This is a genomic window from Lysinibacillus sp. NPDC097162, assembly GCF_044762185.1.
Taxonomy (GTDB): Bacteria; Bacillota; Bacilli; order Bacillales_A; family Planococcaceae; genus Lysinibacillus.
This window is the reverse complement of the sequence record NZ_JBIWDT010000003.1, coordinates 212708-231311: the sequence shown is the minus strand read 5'-3', so window position 1 is coordinate 231311 and position 18604 is coordinate 212708. Positions and strand designations below refer to the sequence as shown.

General features: G+C 38.1%; 20 protein-coding genes. 1 reads left to right on the top strand and 19 read right to left on the bottom strand.

The window, feature by feature from the left end; all coding sequences use genetic code 11:
- Positions 1-17: 17 nt before the first annotated feature.
- The 8 genes from ACIQXW_RS15775 to ACIQXW_RS15740 all read right to left on the bottom strand — a co-directional run bounded on the left by ACIQXW_RS15775 (position 18) and on the right by ACIQXW_RS15740 (position 7147).
- A complete protein-coding gene (locus ACIQXW_RS15775; protein WP_401020651.1) occupies positions 18-1346 on the bottom strand; it encodes an LLM class flavin-dependent oxidoreductase in 1329 nt (442 codons plus the stop codon).
- 201 nt (positions 1347-1547) lie between these two features.
- Positions 1548-2444, bottom strand: a complete 897-nt coding sequence (locus ACIQXW_RS15770) for a LysR family transcriptional regulator (protein WP_340823114.1) — start codon at positions 2442-2444, stop codon at positions 1548-1550.
- A gap of 301 nt (positions 2445-2745) precedes the next feature.
- On the bottom strand, positions 2746-3711 hold the full coding sequence (argF, locus tag ACIQXW_RS15765; RefSeq protein WP_402763647.1) for an ornithine carbamoyltransferase: 966 nt from the start codon (positions 3709-3711) through the stop codon (positions 2746-2748).
- A gap of 309 nt (positions 3712-4020) precedes the next feature.
- Positions 4021-4242 carry a helix-turn-helix domain-containing protein gene (locus tag ACIQXW_RS15760; protein ID WP_340823111.1) on the bottom strand — a complete coding sequence of 74 codons (222 nt, stop codon included), beginning with the start codon at positions 4240-4242 and terminating at the stop codon, positions 4021-4023.
- Between the two features lie 10 nt (positions 4243-4252).
- Positions 4253-4732: a DUF2975 domain-containing protein gene (locus ACIQXW_RS15755; RefSeq protein WP_402763644.1), complete on the bottom strand. Its 480-nt coding sequence runs from the start codon at positions 4730-4732 to the stop codon at positions 4253-4255.
- Between the two features lie 25 nt (positions 4733-4757).
- Entirely contained in the window at positions 4758-5240 is a 483-nt protein-coding gene (locus ACIQXW_RS15750) for a DUF2975 domain-containing protein (protein WP_402763642.1), read from the bottom strand.
- A 223-nt stretch (positions 5241-5463) separates the two neighbouring features.
- Positions 5464-6552 (bottom strand): M42 family metallopeptidase, encoded by a 1089-nt coding sequence (locus ACIQXW_RS15745; protein ID WP_340823105.1) that lies wholly within the window; start codon positions 6550-6552, stop codon positions 5464-5466.
- Between the two features lie 109 nt (positions 6553-6661).
- Entirely contained in the window at positions 6662-7147 is a 486-nt protein-coding gene (locus ACIQXW_RS15740; protein ID WP_401020662.1) for a dUTP diphosphatase, read from the bottom strand.
- A gap of 103 nt (positions 7148-7250) precedes the next feature.
- Here ACIQXW_RS15740 and ACIQXW_RS15735 point away from each other — a divergent pair, with 103 nt between their 5' ends.
- Positions 7251-7646, top strand: a complete 396-nt coding sequence (locus ACIQXW_RS15735; RefSeq protein ID WP_172772388.1) for a sigma-w pathway protein ysdB — start codon at positions 7251-7253, stop codon at positions 7644-7646.
- Positions 7647-7703: 57 nt separating this feature from the next.
- Here the strand turns inward: ACIQXW_RS15735 and ACIQXW_RS15730 are convergent, their stop codons facing one another.
- The 11 genes from ACIQXW_RS15730 to mutM form a co-directional block, all read right to left on the bottom strand.
- A complete protein-coding gene (locus ACIQXW_RS15730) occupies positions 7704-7976 on the bottom strand; it encodes a DUF1294 domain-containing protein (RefSeq protein WP_340823103.1) in 273 nt (90 codons plus the stop codon).
- A gap of 439 nt (positions 7977-8415) precedes the next feature.
- Entirely contained in the window at positions 8416-8775 is a 360-nt protein-coding gene (gene rplT / locus ACIQXW_RS15725; protein ID WP_340823102.1) for a 50S ribosomal protein L20, read from the bottom strand.
- Between the two features lie 58 nt (positions 8776-8833).
- The gene (rpmI, locus tag ACIQXW_RS15720) at positions 8834-9034 is read right to left on the bottom strand and encodes a 50S ribosomal protein L35 (protein ID WP_024363825.1); all 201 of its coding nucleotides are present in this window, start codon (positions 9032-9034) and stop codon (positions 8834-8836) included.
- 32 nt (positions 9035-9066) lie between these two features.
- A complete protein-coding gene (infC, locus tag ACIQXW_RS15715; protein WP_024363824.1) occupies positions 9067-9570 on the bottom strand; it encodes a translation initiation factor IF-3 in 504 nt (167 codons plus the stop codon).
- A gap of 395 nt (positions 9571-9965) precedes the next feature.
- Complete coding sequence (gene thrS / locus ACIQXW_RS15710; protein ID WP_340823100.1) at positions 9966-11900, bottom strand: threonine--tRNA ligase; 1935 nt, start codon at positions 11898-11900, stop codon at positions 9966-9968.
- A 394-nt stretch (positions 11901-12294) separates the two neighbouring features.
- Positions 12295-13230: a primosomal protein DnaI gene (gene dnaI, locus ACIQXW_RS15705; RefSeq protein ID WP_340826441.1), complete on the bottom strand. Its 936-nt coding sequence runs from the start codon at positions 13228-13230 to the stop codon at positions 12295-12297.
- Between the two features lie 15 nt (positions 13231-13245).
- The gene (locus ACIQXW_RS15700; protein ID WP_340823099.1) at positions 13246-14619 is read right to left on the bottom strand and encodes a replication initiation and membrane attachment family protein; all 1374 of its coding nucleotides are present in this window, start codon (positions 14617-14619) and stop codon (positions 13246-13248) included.
- An 18-nt stretch (positions 14620-14637) separates the two neighbouring features.
- Complete coding sequence (nrdR, locus tag ACIQXW_RS15695) at positions 14638-15108, bottom strand: transcriptional regulator NrdR (RefSeq protein WP_172772392.1); 471 nt, start codon at positions 15106-15108, stop codon at positions 14638-14640.
- Between the two features lie 399 nt (positions 15109-15507).
- Positions 15508-16530, bottom strand: a complete 1023-nt coding sequence (locus ACIQXW_RS15690; RefSeq protein WP_340823097.1) for a glyceraldehyde-3-phosphate dehydrogenase — start codon at positions 16528-16530, stop codon at positions 15508-15510.
- A gap of 582 nt (positions 16531-17112) precedes the next feature.
- Positions 17113-17706, bottom strand: coding sequence for a dephospho-CoA kinase (gene coaE / locus ACIQXW_RS15685; protein WP_340823095.1), 594 nt, complete (start codon positions 17704-17706; stop codon positions 17113-17115).
- Between the two features lie 13 nt (positions 17707-17719).
- Entirely contained in the window at positions 17720-18592 is an 873-nt protein-coding gene (gene mutM, locus ACIQXW_RS15680; RefSeq protein WP_402763632.1) for a bifunctional DNA-formamidopyrimidine glycosylase/DNA-(apurinic or apyrimidinic site) lyase, read from the bottom strand.
- Positions 18593-18604 lie beyond the last annotated feature (12 nt).

Here is an 18604-nt window from a genome sequence, read left to right as displayed (position 1 = left end):
ATAAGTTTACTTGGTTTTTAAACAGACTGTTTGACGTATCGACTTTCTTTAAACGGTAAGCCTAAATTACCACGCAATGTATCTGCTTCATATTCCTCTTTGTAAATACCACGTGATTGCAAAATCGGTACAACCTTATCGACAAAATCATCAAGTGCACCTGGCACTGTTACAGCAACAATAAAACCATCTGCCGCTTCTTTTTCAAACCAATCTTGCACCAAATCGGCAATCTGTTCAGCAGTGCCAAAGAATGCTGTTTTTGGCGTTGCTTCACGTAATGCTACTTGACGAAGCGTAAGCCCCTCTTGCTTGGCATATTTTTTTATATAATCTGTCGTACTACGGAAGCTGTTTGCTCCAATATCACCTAGCTCTGGAAACAATGCATCCACATCATACTGAGTAAAATCATGATGATCGAAGTAGCGACCAAGATAAGCAAGTGCACGTTCAATCGAAACGAGTTCTACTATTTCCTGATACTTTGCCTCCGCTTCTTCAATCGTGTCCCCAATAATTGGCGATATCCCAGGGAAAATCTTTACTTCATCAGGATTTCGTCCAAAAGCAGCAACCTCCGTTTTCACCTTTTTATAAAATTTCTGCGCTTCTTCTAACGACGCCCCATGCGTGAATATTGCATCAGCATCTTTTGCAGCTAGACGAACACCCGCATCAGATGATCCCGCTTGGAAAATTACAGGCTGACCTTGTTTTGAGCGTGCAATATTAAGTGGTCCTTGCACAGAAAAGTATTTGCCCTTATGTTGCAATGTGTGTAATTTTTTTGGATCGAAGAACACGTCATGTTCCACATCTGCTATAAAGGCATCATCATCCCATGAATCCCAAAGTCCTTTTGTCACCTCTAAGTATTCCTCTGCAATTTGATAACGTTCTGCATGACTTGGATGCTGTTCTATCGTTCTATTGTAGTTTAACGCCGAGCTTTCTAATGGCGTCGTTACAACATTCCAGCCTGCCCGACCGTTGCTAATATGATCGAGTGATGCAAACTGTCGTGCCACCGTAAATGGTTCACTATAGGATGTCGATACTGTTCCAACGAGCCCTATATTTTTTGTTGAAACAGCTAGTGCAGATAATATCGTTAGTGGCTCAAAGCGATTTAAAAAATGAGGAATCGACTTTTCATTGATAAATAAACCATCTGCGATAAAGGCAACATCAAACTTCCCTTGCTCCGCCTTCTGCGCCTGTTGTATATAGAAAGGTAAACTCACACTTTGATTGCTAGCTACTTTTGGATGGCGCCAGCTAGAAATATTCCCACCTACACCGTGTATAATCGCCCCAAACCGAATTTTATCCTGTCTCACCATAATGTTAATCCTCCTCGAATTTATTATTTTTACTAAACTTAGTGGTTAAGTATGCTTTAAGCTAAAAAATAATATTTCACTTATGCTGTCAGATGGACATTCATAAATAAAATAGGATTGAGGAAGATATTACCGTTCAATGGACTTGAATGCAATAGTTCTTGTAATAGAAAAAAATTTTATGTTCTATAAAATTTTTTATCAATGCAGCTTTTGGATACTTTCAAATTGAGTGGCTGTACTTAAAATGTTGTCCCAAAAAGCTGATTCTAGCGTATCCTTCTTTAAATACGTTAAGAAAATATGCTGATTTATATCGAGTAAATGCTTCACATCTATTTCAACAAACTCGCCACTTTCAAGCTCCGTTTTCACACATAGATGTGGTAAAAAGCTCACATATTCTTTCGTTCGAATAAATGCCTTTGCTACTTCTAAATGGTCTGTACGAACTTCAATATTTGCTGACACGCCTTCTACCTCAAACATTTTATGCACATAATTCCAATCAAACGCACCGCATTCAAAAAACACCATTTTTTGCTTTGCTAATTTTTTTGCTGTTATATTGGTCTCTTGTATAAATGGATGATCGCGATGCATAACGAGCTTCACAGCATTATTTAATAACAACTCATTGCATACCCCTTCTTTATGCACATATTGAATAAAAGCAAAATCAATTTGGTGACTTTGTAATTTTTCTAAAATGATCGCAGTAGAACCTGTAATGATTTGAAAACGCATATTCGGAAAACGTTCTTTCCATTTAGGTAGTGCATAGGCTAAAAAGTATTGAGCCGTCACACCGTTTGTTCCGATGCAAACTTCATTTGAAGCATGTGTTTCCTGCAATTGTTTTTTACCATGCTGGAACGTTTGCACAATCTGTGTGGCAAATGGCAAAAAGTCCTTTCCTTTTTCCGATAATATAACACTTCGCGCATCACGATAAAATAATTCAACATTTAACTCACGTTCCAATGTTTTGATGCGAGCTGTTACAGTTGGTTGTGATAAAAACAAAGCATTAGCAGCCTTATGAATACTTTTATAATGAACTACATATAAAAATGCCTCGATATGATCAATATTCAATTAAAGCCCTCCTAAAATTTCGTATTGTCCCTATTATATAGATTTATTTTTCATTTCTCTATAACATATAGGAAAACTATGTATATGTGCTATTAAAATAAAAAAAGTAACCCAGCGTCTCCCAGGTTACTTTCACTATGTAGCGATGAAGTCATCCATCTTGACAACGTACATCGCGCGCAGCCTACATCCCTCTGTCTGTATGCCACTAGTATGTTGCTCACATTAACACCCTCTGTTGCGAATGTGAACTTTGTATATAGGAACTCTCAATTAGAGAGTCAACTATCATATCCTTTTTTTAAGCCATAATTGAAGCTAAAACAGCTTTTTGAGCATGGAGTCTATTTTCTGCTTGCTCAAAAATATAAGAATTCGGGCCATCTATAACAGATGTTGCCACTTCCTCTTCACGATGTGCTGGTAAGCAATGTAGGAACATATAATTTGGCTTTGCATGTGCCACTAGCTCATCATTGATTTGATAACCAGCAAAATCATGTAAACGTTTCGCCGCTTCCTCTTCTTGCCCCATTGATGTCCAAACATCTGCATACACTACATCTGCATTTTGAACTGCTGCTACTGGATCATTCGTAATTGTAATTGTACTGCCATTTGCCATTGCGATAGCTTGTGCTTTTGCGATAACCTCTGCATCACATTCATAGCCAACAGGCGTTGCTACTGCGACGTTCATACCGACGTGTGCAGAAGCGACTACTAAAGAGTGCGCCACGTTATTGCCATCACCAACATATGCAATTTTAAGACCTTGTAATTCACCTTTAAATTCAGCGATTGTTTCTAAATCGGCTAATGCTTGGCAAGGATGATATATATCCGTTAAGCCATTAATTACAGGAATCGTTGCATGCTCTGCAAGCTCTTTAACCATCGCATGAGAGTTTGCACGAATCATAATGCCATCTAAATAACCTGATAACACATGTGCAGTATCATATATTGATTCACCGCGACCAATTTGTAAATCACGCGCATGCATAAACATACCTTTACCGCCCAATTGTTCCATTCCCACTTCAAATGAAATACGAGTACGAGTTGAATGTTTTTCAAAAATCATGCCGAGTGTTTTTCCTTCAAGCAGCTTCGGACATTTGCCTTCTTTTGTGATCATTTTAAGTTGCGTCGAAAGTGCAACTAATTGCTGAACCTCTTCACTTGTATAGTCTAGCAAAGTTAGTAAGTCTTTTCCTTTTAAGCTTGATACTAACTTTAACTGTACTTCTTCTAGTAATTTCATAGCCTTCTCTCCTTGCTTTTGTAACTGTTGAGTTTAGTATACATATGCATAAATATAAAATCAACTGAATTTTTATGTTTATTTTCAAAAGTTAGAATTTATATGTTGTTTGTGACAAAAATGCGTCCATTTGAATATTTATGCATTTTCTACAATTGAAGAGCATATCGGCTAACAAATAATGAAGCTCCTAAACGATTCCAGTCCATCCTGCAAACTTATGTAAAGCACTATAAAAAAGAGCCTACCCGTAGGCAAGCTCCATTTAAAAATATGCTAGCTTTTACTGCTAATTTAATGTTTCCTTTATTAATCTAGCGTAGTTTCATCACTTCGGTATTCTAAAATATCTCCTGGCTGACATTCTAATGCCTTACAAATCGACTCTAAAGTAGATAAGCGAATCGCTTTTGCTTTTCCATTTTTTAAGATAGAAAGATTAGCCATCGTTATGCCAACCCTATCCGAAAGTTCCGTTACGCTCATTTTTCGTTTTGCTAACATCACATCGATGTTAATTATTATTGCCATATCCTCAACCTCACACTATTAACTCATTTTCAGATATTATATCTACGACTTCTTTAACAAGATGTTGGAGAACACCAGCAAAGGTTGCAATGACACTTGAAGCAAAAGTAAAATATAACCCTAATGCCATAATACCAGCTCTGTCTCCATCAAGAAATACCGCAACAAAAAAGGTTCCACCTACAATAAATGCACTGATGATGATTGCACAGAACTTAATAACCTTTAATGCCCCCACTGATAATTGCGAAAAGGTATTATTTTTATCAATGTAAATTAAAAGCTTAAATGCTTGATATAACGCAATAAAAAATGGGAGAGCCAATGCATAGGCAGCTAGTAAAAAAGGATATTGTAAATAAGCAAAACCTGGATTCATTTTTACATCACTACTAGCTATATCAGGCACACAAAATAAATATAAAGTTAACGTCACGATTCCTATAAGGAGAATCACTCCTTTTAAAAATATCGTTGCACCTCGTTTCATCAAACACCTCCTACTATCAATCTTCTCAAACTACTAGGTCGTTTTCTGATTTTATATCGATCGCTTCTTGTAATAGTTTTTGAAGTACCGCCGCAAATACAGCAATGACCATAGATGTGAAAGGTACAAGCAATCCAACAAATATTACACCTGGTGCGTCGTCCATCTCTGCAAATAAGTAAAAGAGTGGCAAAGCTAGCACATGTAAACTGCTAATTGTAATGGCACAGTATTTGATTTTCTTTAATGACTTAACGGATAATTCCGAAAATGCTTTATTTTGATCGATGTTGCGTAAAAGTTGAAAAGCTTGATATAAAGCAAAGTAAAATGGAATCGAAGAAGCATAAAAAATAATCGAAACGATATATTTTATTGCTGAAAACGATGGGAGCACTTTTGCTGCAAGCTCTCCCAATTCAGGCACAAGAAAAATACACAATGCTAGAACTGGAATGGCCATAAGAATCACCGCTATTTTTAAAAACAAAGTTGTTGCTATTTTCATAAAAACACCTCATTGGTTTATTTTCAATTTGATTTTAAACTAATATTTATCGTTTTACAATAAAAAAACATTGAATTTCACCAAAATATTATTGTTAATCTAGTTAACCTTTATTGTTTTGACCAATTTTACCGCGAGTGTATAATGCAAACTTACTCAGATATAAGCATAAAAAAAGCCTTCTAACATTTTAGTTAGAAGGCTTTTTTGTTTATTGTAACAATTAATCAAATGTAATTTTGTTTACTGCATCGCGGTCTAATTTTTTAATAACTTCAACCATTAGCTTAACAGCGTTATCGTAGTCATCACGGTGTAAAATACCTGCGTGTGAGTGGATATAGCGTGTTGCAATACCGATTGATAAAGCAGGCACACCATTTGCAGTTACATGGATTGAACCAGCGTCTGTACCGCCACCAGCCATTGCTTCAAATTGATATGGGATATTGTTTTCATCAGCCACATCTAAAACAAATTCACGTAAACCACGGTGTGATACCATTGAAGCATCGTAAACAACGATTTGTGGACCTGCACCCATTTTGCTGTTTGACTCTTTCGGTGTTACACCTGGAGTATCTCCTGCCACACCTACATCAACTGCAAAACCGATATCTGGTTGAATTTTATGTGTTGCTGTTTTCGCACCACGAAGACCTACTTCTTCTTGTACGTTCCCTACAGAATATAGGATATTTGGATGTTTTTCATCTTTCAATGCCTTCATGACATCAATTGCAATCGCACAGCCAATACGGTTATCCCATGCTTTAGCTAATAAGTATTTGTCATTTTTCATTACATTGAATTCGAAATAAGGTGTTACCATGTCACCAGGGCATACTCCCCACTCAAGTACTTCTTCTTTTGAAGCTGCGCCAACATCGATAAACATATCTTTAATGTCTACCACTTTGTTACGCACATCAGCTGGTAAAATATGAGGTGGTTTAGAACCGATTACCCCAATAATTTCTTCACCTTTACGTGTTGTAATTGTTACGCGTTGTGCAAGCATTACTTGGCTCCACCAGCCACCAACTGTTTGGAATTTGATGAATCCTTTTTCATCGATTTGTGTCACCATAAAGCCTACTTCGTCTAAATGGCCAGCAACCATAATTTTTGGGCCGTTTTCATCGCCCACTTTTTTAGCAATTACACTACCTAAATGATCTGTTTCTACAGTATCTGCGTATGGTGCGATGTATTTTTTCATTACCTCGCGTGGTGCACGCTCGTTACCTGCAATCCCATTCGCGTCTGTTAAATCTTTAAACATTTGCAAAGTTGAATCTAGTTGTGTCATCCTTTTGCCTCCTACATTTTGTATCTCATCTATTATACTTCGTTTACCGAAATATTCCTAGTGAATTTGTCTGAAAATTGGTGTTTTTTTTACTCTTTAGTCTAGTAAATTAATAGCCACTACGTTGACGATTATAATTTTCTTCATTTTTTTCAATGTATGCTGACACGACATCCTCAAATGTGAAACCGAGGTTATACGCAAGTAAACCATAGCATTGCCATATCGCTAAATATCTATCCTCTGTTGGATCGTTAACAAATGTTAATATATAATCCTGTGTCATTAAAAATGTTTCTGTTAAATCTCGCTTCTCCTCAACAACAGGCCATTTTTCAATAGACGTATACCCTTTTAATAGTCCTAGCGATAAAATAAAATGAATAGAATCCACATACTCCTCTAAAATCACATCACGCTCGGACGGCCCTTTCGTACTCCAAAACTTAAAGCAGCGTGTTTCATTTGCAAGTTCCGCTAGTTCTACCATTAATGCGAGGCCTTTTTCTTTAAAAACATCACGTTCAATTTTTTGTGTCGTTTCAATAAAATGATCTAGTTCTTTTTGCATTGAAAATAATTGTTGTAAATTCATTTTTTTCTCCTAAATTTCTAAAAAATATTTTTAAAAAGTGAAACTAATTGTCTCCCCTAATCGTATAGGTAGGAATAACCTTTCTTCAAGGGGGAATTTTAAAATGTTACCGTTACTTATTCGACTTGCTGTGATAGCGCTTATTATCTATGTATTCTATAAAGCGATTCGATATATAACCGATCCTAAACGAAAACTCGATGAAGCCTATGAAAAAGGCCAATATTACTTTTATGATGACGTAAAAAATGTTCGAAAGAATTTCTTTATTTCTTTTAAAGGTGCGCTTTTTGAAGGTGAAAAATACTTAGGCACAACAGAAGATGCATTTGAGGTCGTTACCATCTTTGTTGGTGCTCGCGATGCCGCAACTTTACAAGGGTTTACTAGGAGTGACTTCGAATATCTTCAGCAAGAAATCCTATTTAACTACCCTAATGCTAAAATTAACTGGAAGCAACCCATTGAACAACTTATGCGTAACACATCCTCCACATGAGGATGTGTTTTTTAACGCAAAAAGTGCCCGCGGGAGTGCCAGTCACTCACACAATTTCTATAAAGAGCTGCCCCATAATTGGACAATAATAAAAATTTGAATAGCCGCAATCAATGGGAAGCCAAACGCAAAGCTGTTGTGGCGTGTTTTATGACGAAATAAATACATGCCTAACACGCCACCAACTGCCCCACCTGCAATAGCTAGTGTAAATAACGTACGCTCTGCAATGCGCCATTCATGCTTTTTTGCGCGTGATTTATCCATGCCCATCATGACGAGCAATACGACTGAAACAATTGCCATATAGGCAAGTAATGCTTGAGCCATTAAAACAACCTCCTATGTAAAAAGACTGATGAAATAACCCCCATCAGTCTTAACTATACACTAATTTATTTACCCCTGTCGCTCCAGCTTACGAGGCAGAAATTTACTTTGCTCCTGCCGCTCTGCTTTCGGGGCTGAAACCTTATTTTGCCCCTGTCGCTTCGCTTTCCGGGCTGAAACTTTATTTTGCCCCTGTCGCTTCCCTTTCGGGGCAGAAACTTTATTTTGCCCCTGCCGCTCTGCTTTCGGGGCAGAAATTTACTTTGCTCCTGCCGCTCTGCTTTCGGGACTGAAACCTTATTTTGCCCCTGTCGCTTCGCTTTCCGGGCTGAAACTTTATTTTGCCCCGTCGCTTCGCTTCCGGGCTGAAACTTTATTTTGCCCCTGCCGCTTCGCTTTCGGGGCAGAAATAAAAAAGAGCGACTAATGTCGCTCTTTTTTATTTAGCTACTGCTTTTTTAGCAGCTTCTGCTAATTGTGTGAATGCTGTAGCATCTGTTACAGCTAAGTCAGCTAACATTTTACGGTTAACTTCGATACCAGCAACTTTTAAACCGTGCATTAAACGGCTGTATGAAAGACCGTTCATGCGAGCAGCTGCGTTGATACGAGTGATCCATAATTTACGGAAATCACGTTTTTTCTGACGACGGTCACGGTATGCATATTGACCTGATTTCATTACTGCTTGGTTAGCAACTTTATATAATGTATGTTTAGAACCATAGTAACCTTTAGCTAATTTCAATACTTTTTTACGACGTTTGCGCGTCACTGTTCCGCCTTTTACGCGTGGCATATGAATTACCTCCTGCTTTTCATTAAAAAATGAATATTAGTTTATTTTGTGTAGTCAATCATTTCATGTAAACAAGTAATGATTTGATGCGTTTGAAGTCACCTGATGATACAACTTTACCTTTACGTAGGTGACGTTTTTGTTTTGTAGATTTGTTTGCGAATAAGTGGCTTCCATAAGCACGGTCATATTTTAATTTACCTGAACCCGTTTTTTTGAAACGTTTCGCAGCTCCACGGTGAGTTTTCATTTTTGGCATGTCGAATTCCTCCTAAACTGTTTCGTCTAATACTATTTCTCGTTCTTTGGTTGAAGAACTAAGAACATGCTTCGGCCTTCCATCTTCGGTTTTTGTTCAACCGTAGATACTTCAGCACAAGCTTCAGCAAATCGATCTAATACACGCTGACCAATATCTTTGTGTGTAATCGCACGACCTTTGAAACGTAAGCTACATTTAACTTTATCACCTTTTTCAAGGAATTTAATCGCATTACGTAGCTTTGTTTGGAAATCATGTTCATCGATTGTTGGGCTCAAACGAACCTCTTTCATCACGATGACTTTTTGATTTTTACGAATTTCGCGGTCTTTCTTTTGCTGTTCAAACTTAAATTTACCATAGTCCATGATACGAGCGACTGGCGGCTTGGCTTGAGGGGCCACAAGGACAAGATCCAAGTTTACACGAGTGGCGATTTCTAGCGCTTCGTTACGTGTCTTTACACCAAGCTGGTCACCATTGTGATCGATTAATCGAAGTTCACGTGCGCGAATGCCTTCGTTTACATACATGTCTTTGCTAATAGTAATCCACCTCCAAGTAGTTGTCGCGAATACATGGTTTGGGCAAAGCCTTGCCCGGTTGAACGGTACATCCTCTTGTCATGTCCATAAAAAAAGGACGGACATTTTTGAAGATGTCCGCCCGCTATATGTGCATGCGTAAGTGTACGCAAAACAATTCAACGTGTAATACCTGTTCACAGCCTAAGCGTTGTATCAGGTGAGAAGCGGGCAGCCTCTACTTCAACCACAAACTTTGTATTCATTAACCTTAATTATATTAGCATGTACAATTTAGATTGTCAAATATGTTTTTTACAATCTTATCATTATTATGTGCAATACATTGAAACTTTATACATACTATAGCACAACGAAAGAACAATATCTAATCATTTGTTCTATTAAAAACGTGTAACCTCAGCTTTAATATTCGCTAGGAAGTCCTCGAAAGAAATTGTTTCTGAGTCTTTTGAGCCGTAGCGACGCACGTTAACACCGTTTGCCTCAACTTCTTTATCTCCAATAACAAGCATGTAAGGGATCTTTTTCATTTGTGCTTCACGGATTTTGTAACCAAGTTTTTCTTCACGGTCATCCATTTCAACACGTAAACCTGCTGCTGTCAACTGTTCTTCGATTTGTTTTGCATAATCAAAGTGTGCTTCGTTCGATACAGGAATTACCTCTACTTGAACTGGCGCTAACCAAGTTGGGAATGCACCTTTGTATTCTTCAATTAAGAATGCTACGAAACGTTCCATTGTTGACACAACACCACGGTGAATTACAACTGGACGGTGTGGTTTGCCGTCTTCACCTACGTATGTTAAGTCAAAGCGTTCTGGTAATAGGAAGTCTAATTGTACAGTTGATAGTGTCTCTTCTTTACCGATCGCTGTTTTTACTTGTACGTCAAGTTTAGGACCGTAGAATGCAGCCTCACCTTCAGCTTCGAAGTAGTCTAGGCCAAGCTCATCCATCGCTTCTTTTAACATGCTTTGCGCTTTTTCCCACATTGCATCATCATCAAAGTATTTCTCTGTATCCGCAGGGTCACGGTAAGAAAGACGGAATGAGTAATCTTTTAAATCAAAGTCTTTGTATACTTCTAAAATTAATTGTACAACTTTTTGGAACTCTGCTTTAATTTGATCTGGACGAACAAAAATATGTGCATCGTTTAAAGTCATCCCACGTACACGTTGTAATCCTGAAACAGCACCAGACATTTCATAACGATGCATTGTACCAAGCTCAGCAATACGTAGTGGTAAGTTACGATATGAGTGCATGCTATTTTTGTAAACCATCATATGGTGTGGACAGTTCATCGGACGCATAATTAATGTTTCATTGTCCATTTCCATTGGTGGGAAAATTGAATCTTGGTAATGATCCCAGTGACCAGAAGTTTGGTAAAGCTCTTTTGAACCAAGTACTGGTGTGTATACATGTTTATAACCAAGAGATAATTCTTTATCTACAATATAGCGTTCGATAACACGACGGATTGTTGCACCATTTGGTAACCAAAGTGGTAAACCTTGGCCAACTTTTTGAGAAGTTGTGAATAACTCCAATTCTTTACCGATTTTACGGTGGTCACGTTCTTTTGCTTCTTCTAACATTTGTAAGTGATGCTTTAATTCTTCTTTTTTGAAGAAAGCAGTACCATAAATACGTTGAAGCATTTTGTTATCAGAGTTTCCTCTCCAATAAGCACCTGCTAATGATAGTAATTTAAACTCACGTAGTTTACCTGTTGATGGTACATGAATACCACGACAAAGGTCGAAAAACTCACCTTGATAGTAAATAGACACTTGCTCATCAGCTGGAATCGCTTCAAGTAATTCTAATTTGTATTCATCGCCAATTTCTTCATAGATTGCTTGTGCTTCTGCACGGCTTACATTTTTACGCTCTACTTCTAGATTTTCAGCGATAATTTTTTTCATTTCTTTTTCGATTGCTGGAAGGTCTTCAGCAGTGATTGGTGTTGGTGCATCAATATCATAATAGAAGCCACCTTCAATAACTGGACCAATGCCAAGCTTCACTTCTGGGAATAAACGTTTAATCGCTTGTGCTGTAAGATGGGCAGTTGAGTGACGAAGGATTTCTAATGCTTCCCCATCATCTTGCGTAATAATTGCAATTGTTGCATCTTCTTCAATTGGTGTTTTTAAATCTACTAATTCCCCATTTACTTTACCTGCATATGCTTTTTTACGAAGTCCTGGGCTAATAGATAATGCTACATCATCAGTAGATGTACCTTTTGCAAATTCCTTTACAGCGCCATCAGGGAACGTTAATTTAATCATATCTGACATTTTTTTGCACTCCTTTTTGGTTGTTTTTGTGATGCACGATGAAACAATGGACTTTATGTTTAGTGTAAGTTTGAGCAATAAAAACTACTGAAAAACAAAAAAGCCCCGTCCCTCACAAAAGGGACGAAGCGTATGCTCGTGGTTCCACCCTTCTTCCTTCCGACAAAATAGTCAGACGAAGCTCAAGGCTAGCTAACGGGCTAGGGACCGGCGAAAGATATTCCCTTTCGCTGCTCAGTAGGTAGTAAAAAATGTGCCCAAACTAGGAAGCTTACAGCCGATGACTTCCCTCTCTAAAAGCTGTTACACAAAATTCATGTCCTCATCATTGCATTGTGATATATAGTATATGTGACAGTATACGCTCGATTGTCGTAAAATGCAACTGCCAATATTATAAACGTCGATTTTTGCCACGCATTTCAATTGGTTCTGTTAAAGCTTTAATACGTTCCATAATACGTCCAGCTTTCACAACCTCAATTCCTTTTTGGGACTGAGCTAAATGATGTTCTAATTCATCATAATTAAAATTGGAAGTAATGAATGTTGGCAATTGCTCTGCCATTCGATAATGGAAAATAGTACCCAAGATTTCATCGCGCGTCCAAGCTGACATCGTTTCCGCTCCTAAATCATCAAGCATTAACACTGGCGCCTTTTTCACATAATCTATTTTGTCATTTAAAGTATTGTCACCGATAGCATTTTTCATTTCACGTAAAAATTCAGGTACGAAAACAACTACTGAACGAATCTTCTTTGAAGCTAGTTCATTAGCAAGTGCACCAAGCACAAAGGATTTTCCTACACCGAACTTTCCATATAAATAAAAACCTTTCGTTGGAAGCTTCCCTGTTTCCTCAGTTTTCTTAACAAACTGTGCCGCTCTTTGCGCAATAAGGACACGAGATTCATCATCAATCATTAAATCTTGGATTGTCGCCTGAAGCACATCTTTCGGCATATGCATACTGGCAATCATATTAGCAACATCACGACGTTCATCCTCACGTACCTTTTGTTCACAGCGTACGTAATCAATTTCTACCGTATTGCGTACTACACGTAATGTTGGAATAAAACCTTTTAAATAGTTTGTACAATGTGCTGTATTATCGCAGCCACAGCAAACAGTAGATTGACTAATAAATTCATGAAGCTTTGGTAAATTGCGTTCGACGGCATCATAGCTAAGCTCTTCAGCATGCTCTGCTAAAAAAGCTTGCACTCTAGGGTGTTCTAAAATTTCTCTACGCATCGCTTCATATCGCTCTTGAAATGATGGTACATTAATTGCTCTTTTTAATGGCTTGTTAATTGGTTCGATTGCCATTCACCTACCTTACTTATCGCTTTTCCCTAGCATTGCTAATATTTTTTGACGCTCTTTTTCAAAATCCATTGCGCTTGAAGAAGATGCGCTTTCTTCGGGTTGCTCATTGCGTTTATAAAACCACTCAGGCACCTTTTCCTTACGCTGATTGTCTACTCGACCTTTAGCATATTGGTTATTTTTAGTCGGCGTCTGTGGTTTATTTTTCCACGTTGTATATTTATCATGTTCTTGGCGTGCAAGCTCCATTGCTTCCTTCGCCGTCTTAATATTTTTTCGTACCCAATGGTCGGCAATCGTTTCTACATACTTCTTTGGTAGCTTCATATCCGTTGAGAGCATGACATACTCAAGGAGTGCATTGACTACGCCTACTGGCATACCATGTTGGACGATTAAGCTCTCAGCTAGCTGGACAGATGTTTGCAATGGTTCTTTCCCATTATTAATATCTCGTAACACTTGGACAGGAGGTGTTGATTCTAAATAATGTTGCAACTCCTCATCCTTCGTTTTTTGAACAGCATCTACCTCTACTGGGGAAGCAAATACTTTTGCAAGCTTCGGTGGCTCTTTAGAAACGGTGAGTTTATAAAAATCAGCTGCTGCTTTTCGCAAACGTTCTAATGAAATACCTAAATCATCATCAAGTGCTAAAATAACAACTTTTTGCATATCCAACGCAGTTAAATGATATAAGAATGCTAGTTTCGCAATTGTTTCGCGCACTTCAAGCGTCAATAAATTTGCTGGTACTAACTGGTCAGATAAACCTGCCTGTAACAACTCAAAATCAAATTGCTCAAAATAAAACGGATAAACCTTTTGCGAATTTTCTTTGCTTTCAATCCCACCTTGCAGGTCTGTAGGTATATTGGTGTTGACTGGTTTAAAAACATCCATAAAGGCACGTGATACATCTTTAAATTCTGCACCTCTTACAGGTTGAATAAAACGTTGGCGCAACTTCCGATACGCCTGTTCTCCAATTTTACTAAACAAAAACATAGACAATAGTGGATCTTTCATAAAGCTATCTGCATCAAGAGGGCGCATGAGCTCATATACAAAGCATCGCTGTTCTTGCTCTTCTTTTTTCCATGTTCGCAATAAACCGATTGCTTCAAGGGCAATACGCGCTTCGAACACTTTGCCTATTGGCAGCCCGAGCACATTCATTAAATAATAATGATTCATTTGCTGTCTTGGCATTTGCTCTGCTTCAGCCCATAACGTTAAATAAAGACTAATTGGTTCAGCACCAGTTAGTGGTTGATAAAATAACGTTACTAATTGACGTTCCATCGTGGAAAGCGCATGAGGTAGACGAATGTCAAAAGTATCTGCTGGTTGCAATTCTTTATACAAATGAATCAACGTCATTCACCCTCTCTGTTTTTCCTATGATTTTTGCTCTGTTTGACGTTGAATAATTTCTTTTATTTCCTCGATAAAAACATTGATATCCTTAAACTGACGATAAACCGAAGCAAAACGAACATAGGCAACTTCATCGATTTTTGCTAAGCGGTCCATCACCATTTCTCCAACATCCTCTGATCGTACTTCAGCATTTCCAATACGTCGAAGGTCTTTTTCAATAGACATTACAAGTGCCTCTAATACATCTAGAGCGACAGGACGTTTCTCACAAGCACGAATAAGACCGCGCAAAACCTTCTCGCGGCTAAATTCTTCCCGCGAGCCTTCTTTTTTCACAACGACTAACGGTGTCTCTTCAATTTTTTCAAACGTTGTAAAACGAAAGCCACACGACTCACATTCACGACGTCTACGTATTTCTTTATTATCATCTACTGGCCTCGAATCCACTACACGTGTTCCGTTAAATTGGCAAGAAGGACATCTCATATTTTTACTCTCCTGATTCCACAACAATTTGATATTTATATTATAACAAATTTCCTACAAGTAAGAAAAGCTCATTCATCCAACCGGAGTATGGCAGATGCTTTCAGACCTAGAACAGTGTACATTTTCCCTCATTTTCTTTTAAGCAAACAACGTACTAGAAGCGTCTTGAATAAGACGAAAACAACAAAAAATTGCTTTTGCAATTGCTAATTCGTTCCCAAATAAAAAGTTCATGCACACTACTGTCTGAACGCATGCAATATAAGCAGCAACAGATGGCGACTTACATCGTGCCCTCGAAAAGCGCAGTGGATTTTTACACTTTAGAGTCAAATAGTATGCTTATAAAAAAAAAGCACATTGAAACCATTAAGATTTCAATGTGCTAAGACTTCATTAAGCGCTAACTGTTTCTAATGCTTTTGCAACTTTTTTCACTAGGTCTACAACACGTGCAGAATAGCCCCACTCGTTGTCGTACCAAGCAAGTACTTTCACTTTACGATTTCCCATTACCATTGTGGAAAGACCATCAACTGTCGATGAGAAAGTTGTTGTGTTGTAATCAATAGATACAAGCGGCTCGATTGAGAAGTTTAAAATGCCTTTCATTGGCCCCTCAGTTGCAGCTTTCACAAATGCAGCATTGACAGAATCTACTGTAACATCAGTATTTAAATCTACAACAAGGTCTACTAATGATACATTTGGTGTTGGAACACGAAGTGCCATACCGTGAATTTTACCTTCCAATTCAGGTAACACTAATTTTAATGCTTTTGCAGCACCTGTTGAAGTTGGAATAATAGATTGTGCACAACCGCGCGCACGACGTAAATCTTTATGTGGATTATCTAAGTTTTTTTGGTCATTTGTATATGCGTGAACTGTTGTCATTAAACCGCTTTCGATACCAAATGTATCATTTAACACTTTTGCTACTGGTGCTAAGCAGTTTGTTGTACAAGAAGCATTTGAAATTACGTCATGTTTTTCAACATCAAGCTTTTCATCGTTTACACCTAAAACAATTGTAACATCCTCGTTTTTACCTGGTGCTGTTAAGATAACTTTTTTTGCGCCTGCTTCAAGATGCATAGCTGCTTTCTCACGATCATTGAATTTACCAGTTGCTTCAATTACAATATCTACACCCATTGTAGCCCATGGTAATTTTAATGGATCACGTTCGCTAATAATTTGGACATGTTTACCATTTACAATTAAAGCATCGCCCGCTGGTTCAATCGTACCTTCGAATGTTCCGTGATTTGTGTCATACTTAATCAAATGTGCTAACGTTTCTGCTGGGTAGCTTGCATTAATTGCAACAATATTTAAACCTTCCTGTACGATCGCTTGGCGGAATACCATACGTCCGATACGTCCGAAACCGTTAATAGCAACTGAGACTGTCATTATAAAATCCTCCTGTGAGTGCATACTCATATTCATTATATACTTTATGATGCTTTATGCTAATTAGTATAACACAATTTCAAAAAAGATGAACATTATATATCCATAATAAAAAAGTTCTTATTTTCTGAAAAATAGAACCTTTTTAGAAATGAAAAAATTCAGTACTTCATCCTTATTATTTCGCATAAAAGCAAAAAAATGCGCAGCAATTATCGCTGCGCAAAAGAATGCCTTTGGCTATTACCGTTGATTTCCGCTCTGGGCAGGCGCTTTCCGCGGGCACACCGTAAGCCGCAACCCTCGCTACGCGCGGTCTGTTGCGTCTTACGTTTTGTGCGTTCCCGCAGGAGTCGCCTGCCCTCCGCTCCAATCAACTAAACAACGTAAATCGTGTTTTGCTAACTTAAAAAAACGATTATACAGATATGAAAAACATCTTTATAAAGGGGATTTGATCAAATAGGATGTTCAATTGGGTAGTTGAATGACATTTCAATTCTAAAAAGACTAAAAAAATAACAAGAGACATCAAGAGTAAACTTCTTGATGCCTTTGACAGTACTATTATCCCGCACTTTTCTAAAGTACGCCCCAATGAGTAAGAATCTTAATTAACTGCTCTTCTGTTTGCTGTAAATTTTCATTGTTATAAATGACAGCATGTGCACTTTTTTCTTTCACAGACATCGGTAACTGCGAATGCATGCGTGCTAGCGCATCTTCTTTTGATAATTGATTGCGCTCCATTAATCGTCGAAGCTGCACCTCTTCGCTAACTGAAACTACAAGTATGCGCTCAACAAAATGCTGCAATTTGCTTTCGAACAGTAATGGAATATCCATCACGACATGTTTTTGTCCTGCCTCTAAATATGCATCACGTTGATGGAGCATTTCCTGACGAATAGCAGGATGCATAATATCATTTAAAATTTTTCGTTTCGCAGGCTCATGGAAAATAATATCCCCAAGCTTTGGACGATTTAGATTGCCGTCATCAAGCAAAATATCTTCGCCAAAATTTTGAACAATGAGCGCTAACGTTTCCGTTCCTGGTTTTACCACATCACGTGCAACAACATCTGCATCGACAATCGGTAAACCAAGTGCTGTCATCATTTTTGCGACTGTACTTTTGCCACTCGCAATACTTCCTGTTAGTCCGATAATCATAATTAATTCCCCTTTAATGTTGACAATTTGGACAAAATACAGATGTACGTCCACCAATTGTCATTTGACTCGTCTCTGTACCACACACAGGGCATATTTTCTTTCCATACATTTGTAATCGGTTTTGCATGCTCCCTGCTTCACCGTTAATATTTCGATAATCCGAAATTGTCGAACCTCCTGCTTCAATGCTTTGACGCAGAACGGCAACAATTGCATCAAAAAGTGCACGTTTACGCTTTTCACTTATGCGGTTCATTTTGCGGGCAGGGTGAATTTTTTGTGCAAACAGCGCCTCTGTGGCATATATATTGCCACAGCCCGAGATAACTTGTCCGTCCATAATAACTTCTTTAACAGCCTTTTTCTCATATTTCGGTAGCAATGATTTAGCTATAAAATAATCGCTCGCAGCCTCATCAAACGGTTCAGGCGCCATTTTTGTTAGTGGTGCATGATCTTCTATTTTCGTTAAAAACCGCAGCTCACCAAAACGACGAATATCAGAGTATATTAAATAGCCGCCGTCAGCCATTTGAAAAGTCGCATGAATATGCTTTTTAAATTTTTCCTCATTGATATCTTCAGGAGTGTCCACAATAAACCATGCACCTGTCATGCCTAAATGACTGACCAAAACATAGGACAATTCCTCTTTCATCAAATGAAAAAATATATATTTTGCACGACGCTCAATTTTCGTAATCTTCATTTGAGATAATGCCATCTCAAATGCATCCGGCTCAGCTTGCTTCACTATACATTGCTTTCCTTCATCATAAGAAAAGCGAATAACTTCTGAAAGCTGTACCTGCTTTATTGTGCGACCTTCAATTTCTGGCTTTAATGCCTGTACGACACCTTCTACCTCTGGTAATTCAGGCATTGTAACCCCTCC

Coding starts and splice junctions, on each gene's coding strand:
- ACIQXW_RS15775 (WP_401020651.1), bottom strand. CDS start 1,346: ATGGTGAGACAGGATAAAATTCGGTTTGGGGCGATTATACACGGTGTA.
- argF (WP_402763647.1), bottom strand. CDS start 3,711: ATGAAATTACTAGAAGAAGTACAGTTAAAGTTAGTATCAAGCTTAAAA.
- ACIQXW_RS15760 (WP_340823111.1), bottom strand. CDS start 4,242: ATGGCAATAATAATTAACATCGATGTGATGTTAGCAAAACGAAAAATG.
- ACIQXW_RS15755 (WP_402763644.1), bottom strand. CDS start 4,732: ATGAAACGAGGTGCAACGATATTTTTAAAAGGAGTGATTCTCCTTATA.
- ACIQXW_RS15750 (WP_402763642.1), bottom strand. CDS start 5,240: ATGAAAATAGCAACAACTTTGTTTTTAAAAATAGCGGTGATTCTTATG.
- ACIQXW_RS15745 (WP_340823105.1), bottom strand. CDS start 6,552: ATGACACAACTAGATTCAACTTTGCAAATGTTTAAAGATTTAACAGAC.
- ACIQXW_RS15740 (WP_401020662.1), bottom strand. CDS start 7,147: ATGAATTTACAACAATTATTTTCAATGCAAAAAGAACTAGATCATTTT.
- ACIQXW_RS15735 (WP_172772388.1), top strand. CDS start 7,251: ATGTTACCGTTACTTATTCGACTTGCTGTGATAGCGCTTATTATCTAT.
- ACIQXW_RS15730 (WP_340823103.1), bottom strand. CDS start 7,976: ATGGCTCAAGCATTACTTGCCTATATGGCAATTGTTTCAGTCGTATTG.
- rplT (WP_340823102.1), bottom strand. CDS start 8,775: ATGCCACGCGTAAAAGGCGGAACAGTGACGCGCAAACGTCGTAAAAAA.
- rpmI (WP_024363825.1), bottom strand. CDS start 9,034: ATGCCAAAAATGAAAACTCACCGTGGAGCTGCGAAACGTTTCAAAAAA.
- infC (WP_024363824.1), bottom strand. CDS start 9,570: ATGTATGTAAACGAAGGCATTCGCGCACGTGAACTTCGATTAATCGAT.
- thrS (WP_340823100.1), bottom strand. CDS start 11,900: ATGTCAGATATGATTAAATTAACGTTCCCTGATGGCGCTGTAAAGGAA.
- ACIQXW_RS15700 (WP_340823099.1), bottom strand. CDS start 14,619: ATGACGTTGATTCATTTGTATAAAGAATTGCAACCAGCAGATACTTTT.
- nrdR (WP_172772392.1), bottom strand. CDS start 15,108: ATGAGATGTCCTTCTTGCCAATTTAACGGAACACGTGTAGTGGATTCG.
- ACIQXW_RS15690 (WP_340823097.1), bottom strand. CDS start 16,530: ATGACAGTCTCAGTTGCTATTAACGGTTTCGGACGTATCGGACGTATG.
- coaE (WP_340823095.1), bottom strand. CDS start 17,706: ATGATTATCGGACTAACAGGAAGTATTGCGAGTGGCAAAAGTACAGTC.
- mutM (WP_402763632.1), bottom strand. CDS start 18,592: ATGCCTGAATTACCAGAGGTAGAAGGTGTCGTACAGGCATTAAAGCCA.